The sequence below is a fragment of the Pseudomonas sp. 7-41 genome (assembly GCF_021233075.1).
Taxonomy (GTDB): domain Bacteria; phylum Pseudomonadota; class Gammaproteobacteria; order Pseudomonadales; family Pseudomonadaceae; genus Aquipseudomonas; species Aquipseudomonas veronii.
On record NZ_CP089551.1, the window covers coordinates 5,750,169 to 5,764,015 of the forward strand.

Below are 13,847 nucleotides of genomic sequence, written 5' to 3' on the forward strand. Positions count from 1 at the left end.
CGCGATAAGGCAGCAGGATGATCGCCTGTTTCAGGAATAGGCCATGCGCGGCGGCGCGTGCGCGATCTGCTGTCGAAACTCCAGGTAATGCTTGAGCACCTGCACCGGCGCTTCGATCTGCGGGTAGTGGCCGATATTGGCCAGCAATACCGTGTCGGCGTGGGGCACCAACTGGCGGTAACGCTCGACCATGTGCGCGCCGGAAATCGGGTCGAACTCGCCGTCGATCACCCGCAGCGGCACGTCGCCACGTTGCAGGGCGCCCACCCAACGCTCACGCAGGCGACGGCGCTGGGGAATGTAGTTGATCAGTTTATGCAGGATGCGCGGCCCGTCATTACAGTCGATCAAGCTCCAGAAATCATCGAGGGCGCTCTCACTGGGGCGGGTCTGTGCGCCGAAGATCTGGCTGAAGCTGTCGGACAGGGCATTGCGCCCAAACGTGCGACCGATCATCCAGCCCAAGGGGCTGAGCAGCAGTTTCTGCACCAGGGCCAGGCGATGGGTTTCGGGGAACAACCCGCCATTGAGGAACACGCAACTGGCCATCTGGAAGCGGCCTTCGTGATGCCGCGCCAATAACTCCTGGGCGACGCTGTCCCCGTAATCATGGGCCAGCACATGCACCGGTTGTCGCACATGCAGGTGGTCGAGCAGCGCCTGTTGCAGATCCGCCTGTTCCAACAGGCAATAGTCGTGATCCAGCGGCTTGGCCGAATCGCCAAACCCGAGCATGTCGCAGGCGATCACCAGGTTGCGCTGGGCCAGGGGCTGCCACAGGTAATGCCAGTCCCAACTGGCGGTCGGGAAGCCATGGATCAGCAGCAGCGGCTCACCCTGCCCGGCCACCCAATAGCGAATGGTGTGGCCACGAAAAACAAAACTCTGGCCGCACTTGCGCCAGGCTCTGAGCGGAATTTCGGCGAGAGGCATCAACTTTTATACCCTGGATCTTGCAGGTCCAATTTACGCAGCAGCGCCGGCCAGGCCAGCGCGCCCCCCATACCTTGGGCGCTCTTTGTGACAGCCGCCACCATCGCCCTGGCCCCGGCGAGAATCTGCGGGTCGATGGCGATCAATTCAGCCCCGCCGTTGCGCGCAAGCACTTGGATATCACAGGCGCGCTGAAAGGTGAACATCATCAAGAAGGTGTCGGCGATGGTCGCGCCGCAGGTCAGCAGGCCATGGTTGTGCAGCATCAGGAAATTGTTGTCGCCGAGGTCGGCCTGCAAACGGGCTTTTTCCTCGTGGTTCAGCGCCACGCCTTCGTATGCGTGATAGGCCAGGCTGGACAACACAAACAAGGACTGCTGGCTGATCGGCAGTACGCCCTGCTTCTGCGCAGACACCGCAACCCCCGCCGCCGTATGGGTATGCAGCACGCACTCCACGTCGTGGCGCACTTCGTGGATCGCGCTGTGGATGGTGTAGCCGGCCGGGTTGATGTCGTAGGGGCTGTCCATCCGTTTGTTGCCGGCCTGGTCGACCTTGATCAGGCTCGACGCCGTGATCTCGTGAAACATCATCCCATAGGGGTTGATCAGGAAATCATCGGTGCCCGGCACCTTGGCCGAGATATGCGTGAAAATCAGATCATCCCAGCCGTGCAGGGCGACCAGGCGATAGCACGCAGCCAGATCGACGCGCGTCTGCCATTCGGCGGCGCTGACCTGATCTTTGACACTCTGTGGCGATACAACGGGGGCTAGGCTCACGGCAACGACCTCCTTGACGCACTTTCTTATTATTTTTTAAGTGAAGGGTCAGTGTAGTCAGACGTCGTGGCGCAGGTAGTTGCCTTCGCAGCCAGCTTGATGGCCGCACGAGTCAGCCATGAGAATAGTTTAAATCTGTCCAAGTCGCGTCAGAGAAGTGCCGCCAACAAAGGCGCGGCAAACAGGTTGAGCAGCCCCGTCAACACCATCATCAGGCCTGCGACAGAGCCCTCTTCGCCCCCCACTTCATGGGCCCGGCTCACGCCCGCGCCGTGCGCGCCCACCCCAAACAATGCCCCGCGTGCCAAAGGCGTGCGCAGCGGCAGCCACTTGAGCAGCACACCCCCGAGCATGGCGCCGAACACGCCGGTGAACATCACGAACACCGCCGTCAGTTCCGGCACGCCGCCGAGGTCAGAAGACATCGGCATGGCAAACGGTGTGGTGATCGAACGCGGCACCAGCGACATCGTCACCGCACTGTCCAGCGCCAGCGCCTTGGCCAGGCCGAACGAGGTGCCGATGGACGCCGCGCTGCCGGCCAGCATCCCCAGCAGCAAGGCCGACCAATACCGCGCCAGCAAACGTCGCTGCTGCCAGATCGGCACCGCGAACGCCACCGTCACCGGGCCCAGCACCAGCATCAGCCAATGGGTGTCGCTGGCGTATTCGGCATAGGCGGTGTGCATCGGCACGGCCACCGCGAGCAGCAGCGCGGGCACCAGGATCAGCGGCGACAACAGGTAGCGCCCGGTCCGACGGTAGATCCAGCGACTGAAGAAATACGCGCCCAGGGTCAGGGCAAGCCAGAACACTGGCATCAGTTCAAGCTTCATGGCGCAGCTTCCAGCGACACACCAGTTCCACGGTGAAGGCCGTCACCAGCATGACCGCCAGGGTGCTGAAGCCGATCACCAGCAGAATCCGCCAACCGTCATTGCGCACCAGGCCGCCGTAGTCCAGCAGGCTCATCAAGGCCGGAATAAAGAACAACAACATTTCCGCCATCAACACGCCCGCCCCCAGTTGCAGGGCCGCCGGCTTGACCAGACCGGTGGCGAAAGCCGCCAGCAACAGGCCCAGGCCCATCACCCCACCGGGGATGGGCCACGCCAACCAGGCCACCAGTTGCGTACCGAGCAGGTAGATGGCCAGCAGCACGACCAATTCAGTCAGCAGACGGCCGACGTGTTTGAAGCTTAAACGTTTCATGGGCTTTGGGTCCTCGTAGGCCTCCATTTTAGAGAGACCGCTTCCATCCCCACAGCGAATTGTTAGACTGCCAACTATTCCAAACTGGAATCGTACCCATGGAATTCAAACAGCTGCGCAGTTTTGTCGAAGTCATCCACCGCGGCGGTTTTACCCAGGCCGGGAAAACCCTGCACATCAGCCAGTCCGCCGTGAGCAAACAGGTCGCACAGCTGGAACACAGCCTGGGCACGCCGTTGCTCGACCGCATCGGCTCGCAGATCCGCCTGACTGCCGCCGGCCAGGTTGTGCTGCAACGCGCCGAAGCCATGCTGCGCCTGCAGAATGAGTTGCTCAGCGAGCTGGACGACATGCAGCACCTGACCCGTGGCGAGTTGCGCCTGGGCTTGCCGCAGTTGGGCGGCGATACGCTGTTTGCCGACTTGTTCGCCGAGTACCGCCGGCGCTATCCGAACGTCACCATCCAGTTGCTGGAGGGCGGCAGCCGCAGTATCGAGCAGGCGATTTTGAGCGGCGAGCTGGAAGTGGGCGGCAGCTTGAAACCCAGCGACCCAGCATTCGCCTGGCAAGACTTCTGCGATGAGCCGCTGGATGCCTTGCTGCCGATGAACCACCCCTTGGCACAGAACGCCCAGGTGCGCCTGGAAGAATTGGCAGACACACCGTTCCTGATGTATCAGCGCAGCTTTGTCTTGAACGACCGCTTGACGCAGGCGTGTCAGCGAGTGGGCTTTACGCCGAAGGAAGGAGGCCGCAGCGGCCAGGCGGATTTTCTCGCCGCCCTGGTCGCGGCCGGTCAAGGCGTGGTGCTGTTGCCCAGCGTGGTCGCTCGCGGGCTGGTGCGGCCCGGGGTGGTGCGCCTCACGCTGAAGGCGCCCGACTTCCTGCGCTGGGACATCGCGTTTGTCTGGCGTGAGGGCGCCTATCTGTCGAAAGCCGCCCAGGCCTGGCTGGCGTTGTTGCGGGAGTTCCCGGTCAGCCGCGCAGGGCAGTGATCAACTCGGCCAGCCAGGGCTCGGCGTCGGTTTCCGGGGTGACGCTTTCGCTGGCGTCCAGGCGCAGCATCGGCTGCACTTCGCGCACGCCCAACTCACTGAACAGCTCACGCATGTGCTCGCCGCCGGCGCAGAAGGTATCGCCATAGCTGGCGTCGCCCAGGCCGATGACCGCGCCCGGCAAACCGCGCCAGGCTGCGGGCAACTGGTCGCGAATGCTCGAATACAGCGGTTGCAGGTTGTCCGGCAGTTCGCCCATGCCGGTGGTGGACGTCACCGCCAGCAACGCCTGCGGGGCAAAGGCCAACACGTCCGCCAGGGTCGCGCGCGGGTTGTGCCAGGCCTCGAAGCCGGCCGATGTAAGGATGCCGGCAGCGTGGCGGGCGACTTCTTCAGCCGTGCCGTACACCGAGCCGGAAAGAATGGCGACTCTCATCAATACTGATCCTGTCATTGAGCGAAAGCCTGGGATATTACCAGCTGGGGCAAATATTTCGGCGCGTGCCGTGCAACATTCAAGACTTGCCATAAACTGGCAGTTCAAGCACACGCCAGGGACCGCGCAATGATTAACGCCAAGCTGCTGCAAATGGTCGTCAACGCTTCCAACGACGGGATTGTCGTGGCCGAGCGGGAAGGCCGGGACAAACCGCTGATCTACGTCAACCCGGCATTCGAGCGCCTGACCGGTTACACCCTGGACGACGTCCTGTATCAGGACTGCCGCTTCCTGCAGTCCGGCGACCGTGACCAACCGGCGCTGATGGCCATTCGCGAAGCACTGGACAGCGGCGGCGCCTGCCGGGAAATCCTGCGCAACTATCGCAAGGACGGCAGCCACTTCTGGAACGAGCTGTCGCTTTCAACGGTGTACAACCATGCCGACAAGCAGACCTATTTCGTCGGCGTGCAAAAGGACGTGACCTTGCAGGTCAAGGCCCAGCAGCGCGTCGCGCAATTGGAGGCGGAGTTGGCGCAGGTCAAGGCCGAGCTGGCAGCGATCAAGGCGACGAGCGGATCTAACAAAACTTAGAAAATGATGTCTTTAGAGCGGATAATGGCGTTTTAACACTCTCCCCCTTGAGCAAGATCAATGCAACGCGACGCGCTTCTGACTCAGGACGAGTTGGATTTCATTCAGGACATGCAGCACAACCCCCAACTCAACCTGCGGGATGCATCGTCGAGCCTGACCGTCAACGGCGCTGCGCAGCTTCGCGATTTGCTCACTCGGCTGGCCGCCCACGATCACGTCACCCTCCAGGCGCAATTCGACAACCAGCAACTCACCTTCCCGCTGCAGTTGGTGGAAGACGAGTTTCATGCTGTGCATTTACGCCTGGGCGTGCCGAGCATTTTTGAAGACGGGCCGATGATTCGTCCGTGGCGCCTGGCTCTTGAAACGCCGGTGGCGCTGGAAAATGTCAGGGGCAACCCGAGTGCGCTGTGGGTGCATGAGGTTTCGTTCAAGGGCGTGCTGGTGGAGATCCGCGGCCGGATCAAGACGCCGAAGACCTTTGCCCTGTGGTTCAGCCCTTCCGGCTATGAACGCATTGCACTGCGCGGCACGCTGGAGCGGGAAACCGCACGGGGACTGTTTGCCTATCGCCTGGGCCAGAACAACCCGGATGAGACCGAGCGCCTGCGCCAATTCATCCTGCACCAGCACCGCCTGGTACATCCGCAGATGCACGCCTGATCTTCAGGTATCCAGGTTACCGCTGAGAAATTGCTGCAAGCGCCGTTGCATCAAGCGTCCTTCATTGCCCAGGCAGCCAACGGCGGAGCCCGTCAGATCGGCCTGGGCCAGGTCTGACGCGGCACCGGCAAGAAACAGCGGGCAATCGAGGGTCAACGCCAGGCGGTTCAAACGCCCGGCCAACGCTTGGGTGTGTGAGTAATTGGAGAAGAGGACCAGCGCCTCGGGTTGCGTCTTTTCACACACCAGCGTCAATTCATCGAAAGGCTGCCCCATCCCCAGCACCTTCACGGCCAGATCGTCTCGACCGATCAACAGCCCCGCCACCAGCAATTCCAATTTACGGCACTCGCCGGGAATGGCCGCGAGCAACACCCGTGGCGCCGCTGACGCACACGCCAGTTGCAAACGCTGCAACACCCGCACCCGCAGGAAGTTGTCGAAGAACAGCCATTCACTGGCTTGGCCGAAGCGCCCCTGATGACGCAACAGGTCGTTCCAAAGAGGCATCAGGATGTCCTGGAACGCGACGTTGAGCGGGTAGGTGGCGATCACCTGGTTGTACAGTTGCTCCAGTTGACGATCATCGAACGCGCCCACGGCCAGCACCAGGCGCGCCTGCCATTGCGGCCATTCGCCTAGCTCGACCGTGTCGTGCTCGACACGCACGGCGGCGGCCTGCTGATCGTCACGCGCAAGGATCTTGCCCACTTTGCTCACGGCCACGCCACGCTCGATCCAATCGACAATGCGATGAACCGTTTGAATATCGGCCTTGGAGTACAGACGATGCCCGCTTTCGGTGCGCGTGGGTTGAATCAGGCCGTAACGCCGCTCCCAGGCACGCAGGGTGACCGGGTTGATGCCCGTCAATCTCGACACGTCACGAATCGGAAACAACTCATCGGAATCGGCAGGGCTGGGGGCGATGGATTCGCGAATAGGAGCAATGATTTCGGGCATCAGAGGTCATGAACGTCCGTTTGAAAGTGAGTCCCATTTAACGCCTTTACCGCGATGTATATCAAGGTGTGTACCTATCGGACCAATGCTGCTGGTGTATTTCTGCAAAACAGGAATAATCCTTGCTTACCGATAAAGCGTCGCTGCAACACCCCCGCAGCGTCGTCTGTGTGCCACCTACCCGGTTCAGCGCACCCGTTCTATTTGGAGATACACAATGTCTACCTCACCCGTCACCCTGATGGTTGCGCGCCGCGTGGCCAAGGGCCGCTACGAAGAGTTGATGGCCTGGCTGCGCGAAGGCGAGCGACTGGCCACTGACTTCCCCGGCTACCTGGGCTCCGGCGTCCTCGCACCACCGCCCCTTGATGATGAATTTCAGATTATTTTCCGCTTCGCCGACGAAAAAACCCTGCATGCCTGGGAATTTTCCGCCTCACGCAGCGCGTGGCTGAGCCGGGGCAGCGAGCTGTTTGCCGACCCGTCCGAGCATCGCGTGCGTGGCATCGATGGCTGGTTCGGGGCTGCGGGTACACGGCCGCCGCGCTGGAAACAGGCGGTGGCGATCTGGCTGGCGTTTTTCCCGGTGTCGTTGCTGTTCAACTTCGGCCTGGGGCCATTGCTCGGCGGGCTGGACCTGTTCAGCCGCGTGCTGGTCAGCACCTTGGCGCTCACTCCGCTGATGGTCTACTTGTTCATTCCACTCTCGACCCACCTGCTGGCCAACTGGTTGCACCCTTCGCCGCCACGCGCCAAGGCCAGCGAAGCCGCGGCGTGAGTACAGGGGGGCTCGTCACTGGTATGATTTGACCCTGCCAGCGACTTGAGCCTCCCATGACTGCAACGAACGCCCCGATCCTGATCACCGGCGCCGGCCAGCGCGTCGGCCTGCATTGTGCCGAACGCCTGCTCGACGAGGGCCACTCGGTGCTTTTCAGCTACCGCAGCGAACGCCCCGGCGTGCAGGCGCTACGCGAGCGTGGCGCGATCGGCGTGTTTGCCGACTTCTCCAGCGAAGCCGGGATTCTTGCGTTTATCGCCGAGTTGAAGCGTCATACCCAAAGCCTGCGCGCGATCATCCACAACGCTTCGGCCTGGATCGCGGAAACCCCAGGCGACGAAAGCCGTGCCTTTACCGACATGTTCAGCGTACACATGCTTGCGCCGTACCTGATCAACCTGCATTGTTCACCCTTGCTGCATCGCTCTTCACCCGCCGACATCGTGCATATCAGCGATGATGTGGTGCGCAAGGGCAGCCGCCAGCACATCGCCTACTGCGCCACCAAGGCCGGGCTCGACAGCCTCACGCTGTCGTTTGCCGCGCAGTTTGCGCCGCTGATCAAAGTCAACGGCATCGCCCCGGCGATGGTGATGTTCAACGAAGGCGACGACGCGGCCTACCGTACCCAAGTACTGGCCAAGTCGGCACTGGGCATCGAGCCCGGGCCCGAGGTGATTTACCAGAGCGTGCGTTACCTGCTGGACAACCCCTACGTCACCGGTACCACCCTGACCGTCAACGGTGGGCGGCATATCAAGTAAGCCGTTTGTGAGGATGTTGTATGACCTTATCCCTGCCCCACCACTATCGCGAGATCCTTAAAGGCCTGGGTGAAGACCCGGAACGCGAAGGCCTGCTCGACACCCCCAAGCGTGCCGCCAAAGCCATGCAATACCTGTGTCATGGCTACGAGCAAAACCTCGAAGAGATCGTCAACGGCGCGCTGTTCGCCTCCGACAATGACGAGATGGTGATCCTCAAGGACATCGAACTGTACTCGCTGTGCGAGCACCACCTGCTGCCCTTTATCGGCAAGGCCCATGTGGCCTATATTCCGACCGGCAGAGTGCTGGGCCTGTCGAAGCTGGCGCGCATCGTCGACATGTTCGCGCGGCGCCTGCAGATCCAGGAAAACCTCACGCGGCAAATCGCCGACGCCATCCAGGACGTGACCCAGGCCTCCGGCGTGGCGGTGGTGATCGAAGCCAAGCACATGTGCATGATGATGCGCGGCGTGGAAAAACAGAATTCAACCATGAACACCTCGGTGATGCTCGGCGCGTTCCGCGAGTCGAACACCACGCGCATGGAGTTCCTGCAACTGATTGGACGGAGCAAGTAGCAATGCCACAACTTCAACCAGGCATGGCGCGCATCCGGGTCAAGGACCTGTGCCTGCGCACCTATATCGGCATCAACGAGGATGAAATCCTCAACAAGCAGGATGTGCTGATCAACCTGACCATCCTGTATGCCGCCCAGGACGCCGTGCGCGACAACGATATCGACCACGCGTTGAATTACCGCACCATCACCAAGGCGATCATTGCCCACGTCGAAGGCAACCGCTTCGCCCTGCTGGAGCGCCTGACCCAGGAACTGCTGGACCTGGTGATGAGCAACGAGTCGGTGCTGTACGCCGAAGTCGAAGTGGACAAGCCCCACGCGCTGCGCTTTGCCGAATCGGTTTCGATTACCCTGGCGGCCAGCCGCTAACCCCTGGATTTACGTGAGCCCTATGACCGATCAACAACGCCTCGAACTCGAAGCCGCCGCCTTTCGGCGGCTGGTCGCACACCTGGACAGCCGCAAGGATGTGCAGAATATCGACCTGATGAACCTCGCCGGCTTCTGCCGCAACTGCCTGTCCAAGTGGTACAAGGCCGAGGCCGACGAGCGCCAGATCGCGCTGAGCCTCGATGACGCCCGTGAAGTGGTGTACGGCATGCCGTATGCCGAGTGGAAAGCCCAATACCAGCAAGAAGCCAGCGCCGAACAACAGGCGGCGTTCGCCAAAGGAAAACCCCATGACTGACCTGAATACCCTGCGCGCCAGCCTCGACAGCGGCGAACATCTCTTCGCCGACACCTTGGCCTTCGTTGCCGCCGGTTACGACTACCAGCCGCAAGCCTTCACCAACGGCACCGTGGAAAACGCCGCCGGGCAGAACGAAGGTTCGTGCAAGACCCTGGGCCTGGCCTTGCTGGAAGGGTTGAGCGACCAGCACGCCTTGTTGGCGTTTGGCGAGCATTACCGTTCGGTGGTCGCCACGCCTGAGGGCAGTGACCATGGCAATATTCGGGCGTTGATCGCGCATGGGTTGGCGGGTGTGAAGTTTGACCAGCAACCACTGACTCGCCGCTGATCCAACGTGCAAACCCGATTTAATGTGGGAGCTGGCTTGCCTGCGATGGCGACGGTAAATCCTGCATAGACGTTGGCTGACACACCGCTATCGCAGGCAAGCCAGCTCCCACAGTGATTGGATTACCAAATTGAGATAGCGATGGATCATCAAATCCCGCGCAAAAAAAACCGGCTTTCGCCGGTTTTTTCATTTCAGCGGGTTCAGACCTAAGCGTTCTGCAAACCGTCGAGGTAACGCTCGGCATCCAGGGCCGCCATGCAACCGGCGCCGGCCGAGGTGATGGCCTGGCGGTACACGTGGTCAGCCACGTCACCGGCGGCGAAGATGCCTTCGATGTTGGTCGCCGTGGCATTGCCTTCGCGACCGCCCTGCACCACCAGGTAACCGTCTTTGGCGTCCAGCACGCCTTCGAACAGCGAAGTGTTCGGGGTGTGGCCGATGGCGATGAACACGCCGTCGACTGTCAGCTCGTCGAAGCTGCCGTCGTTGTTTTTCAGGCGCGCACCGGTCACGCCCATGTTGTCGCCGAGGACTTCATCCAGGGTGGCGTTGAGCTTGAGGATGATCTTGCCTTCAGCCACACGCGCGTGCAGCTTGTCGATCAGGATCTTCTCGGCGCGGAAGGTTTCGCGACGGTGAATCAGGGTCACGGTGCTGGCGATGTTGGCCAGGTACAGCGCCTCTTCCACGGCCGTGTTGCCACCGCCGACCACGGCGACCGGCTTGTTGCGGTAGAAGAAACCGTCGCACGTCGCGCAGGCGGACACGCCCTTGCCCATGAACGCTTCTTCCGACGGCAGGCCCAGGTAACGGGCGCTGGCGCCGGTCGCGATGATCAGCGCGTCACAGGTGTAGACGCCGCTGTCGCCGGTCAGGCTGTAAGGCTTTTTCGAGAAGTCGACCTGGTTGATGTGGTCAAACACGATCTCGGTTTCGAAGCGCTCGGCGTGCTCTTTCATACGCTCCATCAGCACCGGGCCGGTCAGACCGTGGACGTCGCCCGGCCAGTTGTCGACTTCAGTGGTGGTGGTCAACTGACCGCCCGCCTGCATGCCGGTGATCAGCAGTGGCTTGAGGTTGGCTCGGGCAGCGTAGACGGCAGCGCTGTAACCGGCAGGGCCGGAACCGAGAATAATCACTCGCGAATGACGGGTATCAGACATGACTCGCTCCTGTCGACCGCCCGGACAACAAGGCGGCTGGAATAAAAAAGGACCGCGAAGCACTTGGGGAAGGCTTGAACTCGCAGATCCTGAAAATAATGGGTGCAGCGTATAGAGGGGGGCAAGATTAAGGAAATACGGAATAACAATCCAGCTCATAGGCAGTATCTATGCAGCAGGCCCAGTTGATCGACGCGTTTGTTTCTGCTGATGTCCTGGCATTGCGCATGCTTTCGTCCTGAAGGCAAAGCCGGTAAGGTCGGCGCGTTCGTCATTTTGCTCGGAGTTCTCCATGCCCGCCCCTGTTCTTTCCGGTCCGCAATACCTGCGTGAAGGCCTCAAACTGGTGTTGAGCCCCGGCCTGCGCCTGTTTGTGCTGCTGCCGCTGGCGATCAACCTGGTGCTGTTCGTCGGCCTGATCTATTTCGCCGGCCATCAGTTCAGCCTGTGGGTCGACGCGTTGATGCCGACGCTGCCCGGCTGGCTGAGTTTCCTCAGCTATATCCTGTGGCCGCTGTTCGTGGTGCTGGTGGTGTTGATGGTGTTTTTCACCTTCACCATGCTCGCCAATGTCATCGCTGCGCCGTTCAACGGTTTTCTCGCGGAGAAAGTTGAAGTGGTGGTGCGTGGCACCGACGATTTCCCGCCGTTCAGTTGGGCCGAGCTGGTGGCGATGGTCCCGCGCACCCTGGCGCGGGAGATGCGCAAGCTGGGCTACTTCCTGCCGCGGGCCATCGGCCTGTTTATCCTGTCGTTCATTCCGGTGGTCAACCTGATCGCCGCGCCGTTGTGGCTGCTGTTCGGCGTGTGGATGATGGCGATCCAATACATCGACTACCCGGCCGACAACCACAAGCTGGGTTGGAACGAAATGCTCGCCTGGCTGCGCCAGAAACGCTGGCAGAGCATGAGCTTCGGCGGCAGCGTCTACCTGGTGCTGCTGGTGCCGGTGGTCAACCTGTTGATGATGCCGGCGGCGGTGGCCGGGGCGACGTTGTTCTGGGTGCGCGAGCAAGGTGCCGAGACGGCGTTGAACACACCGCGATAACGGTACGCTGGCCGGTCGACCGGTGCCGGAACTGATTGTTTTTTGAGGCCACACAACCTGAGCCGACCTTGGGGCAACCGAGGTCGGCAACCAAACCCGTGACAACAGGAGCCTCACAATGATCAGCACGCTTTCCAACCTGCCAACAAACATAGGACTCAGGATCGACCCGCCTCCCATCGGGCCATCCCCCACCCCGCCAACAAACCCAGCACCCAGGCCCGGCCAGCGTCACAAATGGCAGCCATCCCGCCCCCCGTCAAGAAACCCAGCACCCAGGCCCGACGCGCCTCCCAGCGGGCCACCCCGCACCCCACCCAGCGTCCCGCCATCAAAACCAGGACCCTGGTCCGGGCCACTGCTTCCCGACTATCCATCCAGGGACCAGAATACAAAACCAACAGACAGTAGCTCGATCAGCGTGCCCCCAAACGCGAACGGGACTCTGAACCCTGGCGACCGTGAATTCGGCCCGCAAAATAAAGTGCTCGGTGTGCAAGATACGAGCTATGTCACGCCGTCTAAAATCACCTTCTGAGCCCCCCAGGCCAGCGATCTGCACAGAGCCGAAGGGCTCTGTGCTTAAAGGATTGGCGCATTGCCGCCTGCCGCCAATGCCCGTCATAAATCCATCATCTGTATGACACATCGGCGACACAGCCCACAGCGACACTGTGGGTCATGACGACAGCTTCGCTTCACATCACTCTGATTACCGAAACCTTCCCGCCAGAGATCAACGGGGTGGCCAATACATTGGGTCGCCTGTGCGAGGGTTTGCGCGCGCGCGGCCATCAGGTCGAACTGGTGCGCCCGCGCCAAGGCATTGACCAAAGCCGCCCCAGCGACAACGAATTGCTGCTGTGCCGCGGTTGGCCGTTGCCCGGCTATCCAGGCCTGCAATGGGGCCAGTCGTCGATGCACAAGCTGCTGCGCCGCTGGACACGCCAACGCCCGGATGTGCTGTACATCGCCACAGAAGGACCGCTCGGGTTGTCGGCACTACGTGCAGCGCGTCGCTTGGGGATCAGCGTGGTCAGCGGTTTTCACACCAATTTCCAGCAGTACTCGAACCAGTACGGCCTGAGCATGTTGAGCCGCGTGGTCACGCACTACCTGCGCTGGTTTCATAACCGCTCGACCTTGACCCTGGTACCCAGCGCCAGCCAACGCCTGGAGCTGGAGCGCCGCCACTTCGAACGCCTGGGGATGTTGTCGCGCGGGGTCGACAGCCAGTTGTTCCACCCGGCCAAGCGCGATAACGCCTTGCGCGAAAGCTGGGGCCTGGGCAATGACGATATTGCAGTGCTGCACGTCGGGCGCCTGGCGCAGGAAAAGAACCTGGGCATGCTCAAGCGCTGCTTCGATGCCTTGCGCAGTACTTATCCACAGCGTCGCCTGCAACTGATCGTGGTCGGCGACGGACCGCAACGCGCGCTGCTCGAGCACGACCTGCCGCACGCCATATTCTGCGGCACCCAGCGCGGCGAAGAACTGGCGCGACACTACGCCTCGGGAGACCTGTTCCTGTTTCCCAGCCTGACCGAAACCTTCGGCAACGTGGTGTTGGAAGCCATGGCCTCCGGACTCGCGGTGGTGGCATATGACCAGGCGGCCGCGACCCAGCATATCCGCCACGGTTACAACGGCGTGCTGGCGATGCCCGGCGATGAGGAAGCGTTCTGCGACGCGGCCAATTGGCTGCTGGAAGATCGCGAGCATTTGCGCAGGGCCCGCCTCAATGCGCGCCATCATGCCAGTCACCAGGGCTGGCCGGCGATCATCGAGCAGTTCGAGAACCAGTTACGCGATGTGTGCGCAGAACCGTTGGCCGCTCCAACGCAGCCTTATGTTCGTTGAACGATCTGCGAATAACGTCAGTTAGTTCGCCTTCCCTCC

General features: G+C 61.5%; 18 protein-coding genes. 11 read left to right on the forward strand and 7 right to left on the reverse strand.

All coding sequences use genetic code 11. The annotated features are described in order from the left end of the window. Positions 1-30: 30 nt before the first annotated feature. The 4 genes from LQ249_RS26155 to LQ249_RS26170 form a co-directional block, all read right to left on the reverse strand. Positions 31-933, reverse strand: a complete 903-nt coding sequence (locus LQ249_RS26155) for an alpha/beta fold hydrolase (RefSeq protein WP_057005282.1) — start codon at positions 931-933, stop codon at positions 31-33. After that, positions 933-1,715 (reverse strand): class II aldolase/adducin family protein, encoded by a 783-nt coding sequence (locus LQ249_RS26160; protein WP_057005283.1) that lies wholly within the window; start codon positions 1,713-1,715, stop codon positions 933-935. Before LQ249_RS26160 ends, LQ249_RS26155 begins: the two co-directional genes overlap by 1 nt. Before the next feature lie 149 nt (positions 1,716-1,864). Beyond that, positions 1,865-2,551 (reverse strand): LrgB family protein, encoded by a 687-nt coding sequence (locus LQ249_RS26165; protein ID WP_017847771.1) that lies wholly within the window; start codon positions 2,549-2,551, stop codon positions 1,865-1,867. After that, positions 2,541-2,927 (reverse strand): CidA/LrgA family protein, encoded by a 387-nt coding sequence (locus LQ249_RS26170; RefSeq protein WP_046488242.1) that lies wholly within the window; start codon positions 2,925-2,927, stop codon positions 2,541-2,543. The genes LQ249_RS26165 and LQ249_RS26170 overlap by 11 nt, the downstream gene beginning before the upstream one ends. A gap of 98 nt (positions 2,928-3,025) precedes the next feature. Here LQ249_RS26170 and LQ249_RS26175 point away from each other — a divergent pair, with 98 nt between their 5' ends. After that, positions 3,026-3,922 carry a LysR family transcriptional regulator gene (locus LQ249_RS26175; protein ID WP_046382098.1) on the forward strand — a complete coding sequence of 299 codons (897 nt, stop codon included), beginning with the start codon at positions 3,026-3,028 and terminating at the stop codon, positions 3,920-3,922. Here LQ249_RS26175 and LQ249_RS26180 read toward each other — a convergent pair. After that, positions 3,903-4,358 (reverse strand): flavodoxin, encoded by a 456-nt coding sequence (locus tag LQ249_RS26180; RefSeq protein WP_017847768.1) that lies wholly within the window; start codon positions 4,356-4,358, stop codon positions 3,903-3,905. The two genes, LQ249_RS26175 and LQ249_RS26180, sit on opposite strands and share 20 nt — an antisense overlap. Positions 4,359-4,487: 129 nt before the next feature. Here LQ249_RS26180 and LQ249_RS26185 point away from each other — a divergent pair, with 129 nt between their 5' ends. Then, positions 4,488-4,955, forward strand: coding sequence for a PAS domain S-box protein (locus LQ249_RS26185; RefSeq protein ID WP_017847767.1), 468 nt, complete (start codon positions 4,488-4,490; stop codon positions 4,953-4,955). A 60-nt stretch (positions 4,956-5,015) separates the two neighbouring features. After that, on the forward strand, positions 5,016-5,621 hold the full coding sequence (locus LQ249_RS26190) for a hypothetical protein (protein WP_017847766.1): 606 nt from the start codon (positions 5,016-5,018) through the stop codon (positions 5,619-5,621). Between the two features lie 3 nt (positions 5,622-5,624). Here LQ249_RS26190 and LQ249_RS26195 read toward each other — a convergent pair whose 3' ends face one another. Then, positions 5,625-6,584 (reverse strand): MerR family transcriptional regulator, encoded by a 960-nt coding sequence (locus LQ249_RS26195; RefSeq protein ID WP_128192589.1) that lies wholly within the window; start codon positions 6,582-6,584, stop codon positions 5,625-5,627. Between the two features lie 217 nt (positions 6,585-6,801). Here LQ249_RS26195 and LQ249_RS26200 point away from each other — a divergent pair, with 217 nt between their 5' ends. The 6 genes from LQ249_RS26200 to LQ249_RS26225 are packed head-to-tail and all read left to right on the forward strand — an operon-like array spanning position 6,802 to position 9,734. Beyond that, positions 6,802-7,362 carry an antibiotic biosynthesis monooxygenase gene (locus LQ249_RS26200; protein ID WP_046382095.1) on the forward strand — a complete coding sequence of 187 codons (561 nt, stop codon included), beginning with the start codon at positions 6,802-6,804 and terminating at the stop codon, positions 7,360-7,362. A 56-nt stretch (positions 7,363-7,418) separates the two neighbouring features. After that, on the forward strand, positions 7,419-8,129 hold the full coding sequence (folM, locus tag LQ249_RS26205) for a dihydromonapterin reductase (protein WP_046382094.1): 711 nt from the start codon (positions 7,419-7,421) through the stop codon (positions 8,127-8,129). A gap of 20 nt (positions 8,130-8,149) precedes the next feature. Continuing rightward, positions 8,150-8,710 carry a GTP cyclohydrolase I FolE gene (folE, locus tag LQ249_RS26210; RefSeq protein ID WP_017847762.1) on the forward strand — a complete coding sequence of 187 codons (561 nt, stop codon included), beginning with the start codon at positions 8,150-8,152 and terminating at the stop codon, positions 8,708-8,710. Between the two features lie 2 nt (positions 8,711-8,712). Continuing rightward, positions 8,713-9,084 (forward strand): dihydroneopterin triphosphate 2'-epimerase, encoded by a 372-nt coding sequence (gene folX / locus LQ249_RS26215; protein ID WP_026140129.1) that lies wholly within the window; start codon positions 8,713-8,715, stop codon positions 9,082-9,084. A 22-nt stretch (positions 9,085-9,106) separates the two neighbouring features. After that, positions 9,107-9,403 (forward strand): DUF1244 domain-containing protein, encoded by a 297-nt coding sequence (locus LQ249_RS26220; protein ID WP_017847760.1) that lies wholly within the window; start codon positions 9,107-9,109, stop codon positions 9,401-9,403. Further along, positions 9,396-9,734 (forward strand): HopJ type III effector protein, encoded by a 339-nt coding sequence (locus LQ249_RS26225; protein ID WP_017847759.1) that lies wholly within the window; start codon positions 9,396-9,398, stop codon positions 9,732-9,734. The genes LQ249_RS26220 and LQ249_RS26225 overlap by 8 nt, the downstream gene beginning before the upstream one ends. Before the next feature lie 209 nt (positions 9,735-9,943). Here LQ249_RS26225 and trxB read toward each other — a convergent pair whose 3' ends face one another. Continuing rightward, positions 9,944-10,900, reverse strand: a complete 957-nt coding sequence (gene trxB / locus LQ249_RS26230; protein ID WP_017847758.1) for a thioredoxin-disulfide reductase — start codon at positions 10,898-10,900, stop codon at positions 9,944-9,946. Positions 10,901-11,192: 292 nt separating this feature from the next. Between trxB and cysZ the strand changes: the two genes are divergently transcribed. Both cysZ and LQ249_RS26240 read left to right on the forward strand, forming a co-directional pair. After that, positions 11,193-11,948: a sulfate transporter CysZ gene (cysZ, locus tag LQ249_RS26235; protein ID WP_017847757.1), complete on the forward strand. Its 756-nt coding sequence runs from the start codon at positions 11,193-11,195 to the stop codon at positions 11,946-11,948. Between the two features lie 681 nt (positions 11,949-12,629). Next, entirely contained in the window at positions 12,630-13,808 is a 1,179-nt protein-coding gene (locus tag LQ249_RS26240; RefSeq protein ID WP_017847755.1) for a glycosyltransferase family 4 protein, read from the forward strand. The last annotated feature ends 39 nt before the right edge of the window (positions 13,809-13,847 follow it).

Excerpts from the sequence above, each read along its gene's own strand:
- LQ249_RS26155 (WP_057005282.1), bottom strand. The coding sequence starts at position 933 with ATGCCTCTCGCCGAAATTCCGCTCAGAGCCTGGCGCAAGTGCGGCCAG.
- LQ249_RS26165 (WP_017847771.1), bottom strand. The coding sequence starts at position 2,551 with ATGAAGCTTGAACTGATGCCAGTGTTCTGGCTTGCCCTGACCCTGGGC.
- LQ249_RS26170 (WP_046488242.1), bottom strand. The coding sequence starts at position 2,927 with ATGAAACGTTTAAGCTTCAAACACGTCGGCCGTCTGCTGACTGAATTG.
- LQ249_RS26175 (WP_046382098.1), top strand. The coding sequence starts at position 3,026 with ATGGAATTCAAACAGCTGCGCAGTTTTGTCGAAGTCATCCACCGCGGC.
- LQ249_RS26180 (WP_017847768.1), bottom strand. The coding sequence starts at position 4,358 with ATGAGAGTCGCCATTCTTTCCGGCTCGGTGTACGGCACGGCTGAAGAA.
- LQ249_RS26185 (WP_017847767.1), top strand. The coding sequence starts at position 4,488 with ATGATTAACGCCAAGCTGCTGCAAATGGTCGTCAACGCTTCCAACGAC.
- LQ249_RS26190 (WP_017847766.1), top strand. The coding sequence starts at position 5,016 with ATGCAACGCGACGCGCTTCTGACTCAGGACGAGTTGGATTTCATTCAG.
- LQ249_RS26195 (WP_128192589.1), bottom strand. The coding sequence starts at position 6,584 with ATGCCCGAAATCATTGCTCCTATTCGCGAATCCATCGCCCCCAGCCCT.
- LQ249_RS26200 (WP_046382095.1), top strand. The coding sequence starts at position 6,802 with ATGTCTACCTCACCCGTCACCCTGATGGTTGCGCGCCGCGTGGCCAAG.
- folM (WP_046382094.1), top strand. The coding sequence starts at position 7,419 with ATGACTGCAACGAACGCCCCGATCCTGATCACCGGCGCCGGCCAGCGC.
- folE (WP_017847762.1), top strand. The coding sequence starts at position 8,150 with ATGACCTTATCCCTGCCCCACCACTATCGCGAGATCCTTAAAGGCCTG.
- folX (WP_026140129.1), top strand. The coding sequence starts at position 8,713 with ATGCCACAACTTCAACCAGGCATGGCGCGCATCCGGGTCAAGGACCTG.
- LQ249_RS26220 (WP_017847760.1), top strand. The coding sequence starts at position 9,107 with ATGACCGATCAACAACGCCTCGAACTCGAAGCCGCCGCCTTTCGGCGG.
- LQ249_RS26225 (WP_017847759.1), top strand. The coding sequence starts at position 9,396 with ATGACTGACCTGAATACCCTGCGCGCCAGCCTCGACAGCGGCGAACAT.
- trxB (WP_017847758.1), bottom strand. The coding sequence starts at position 10,900 with ATGTCTGATACCCGTCATTCGCGAGTGATTATTCTCGGTTCCGGCCCT.
- cysZ (WP_017847757.1), top strand. The coding sequence starts at position 11,193 with ATGCCCGCCCCTGTTCTTTCCGGTCCGCAATACCTGCGTGAAGGCCTC.
- LQ249_RS26240 (WP_017847755.1), top strand. The coding sequence starts at position 12,630 with ATGACGACAGCTTCGCTTCACATCACTCTGATTACCGAAACCTTCCCG.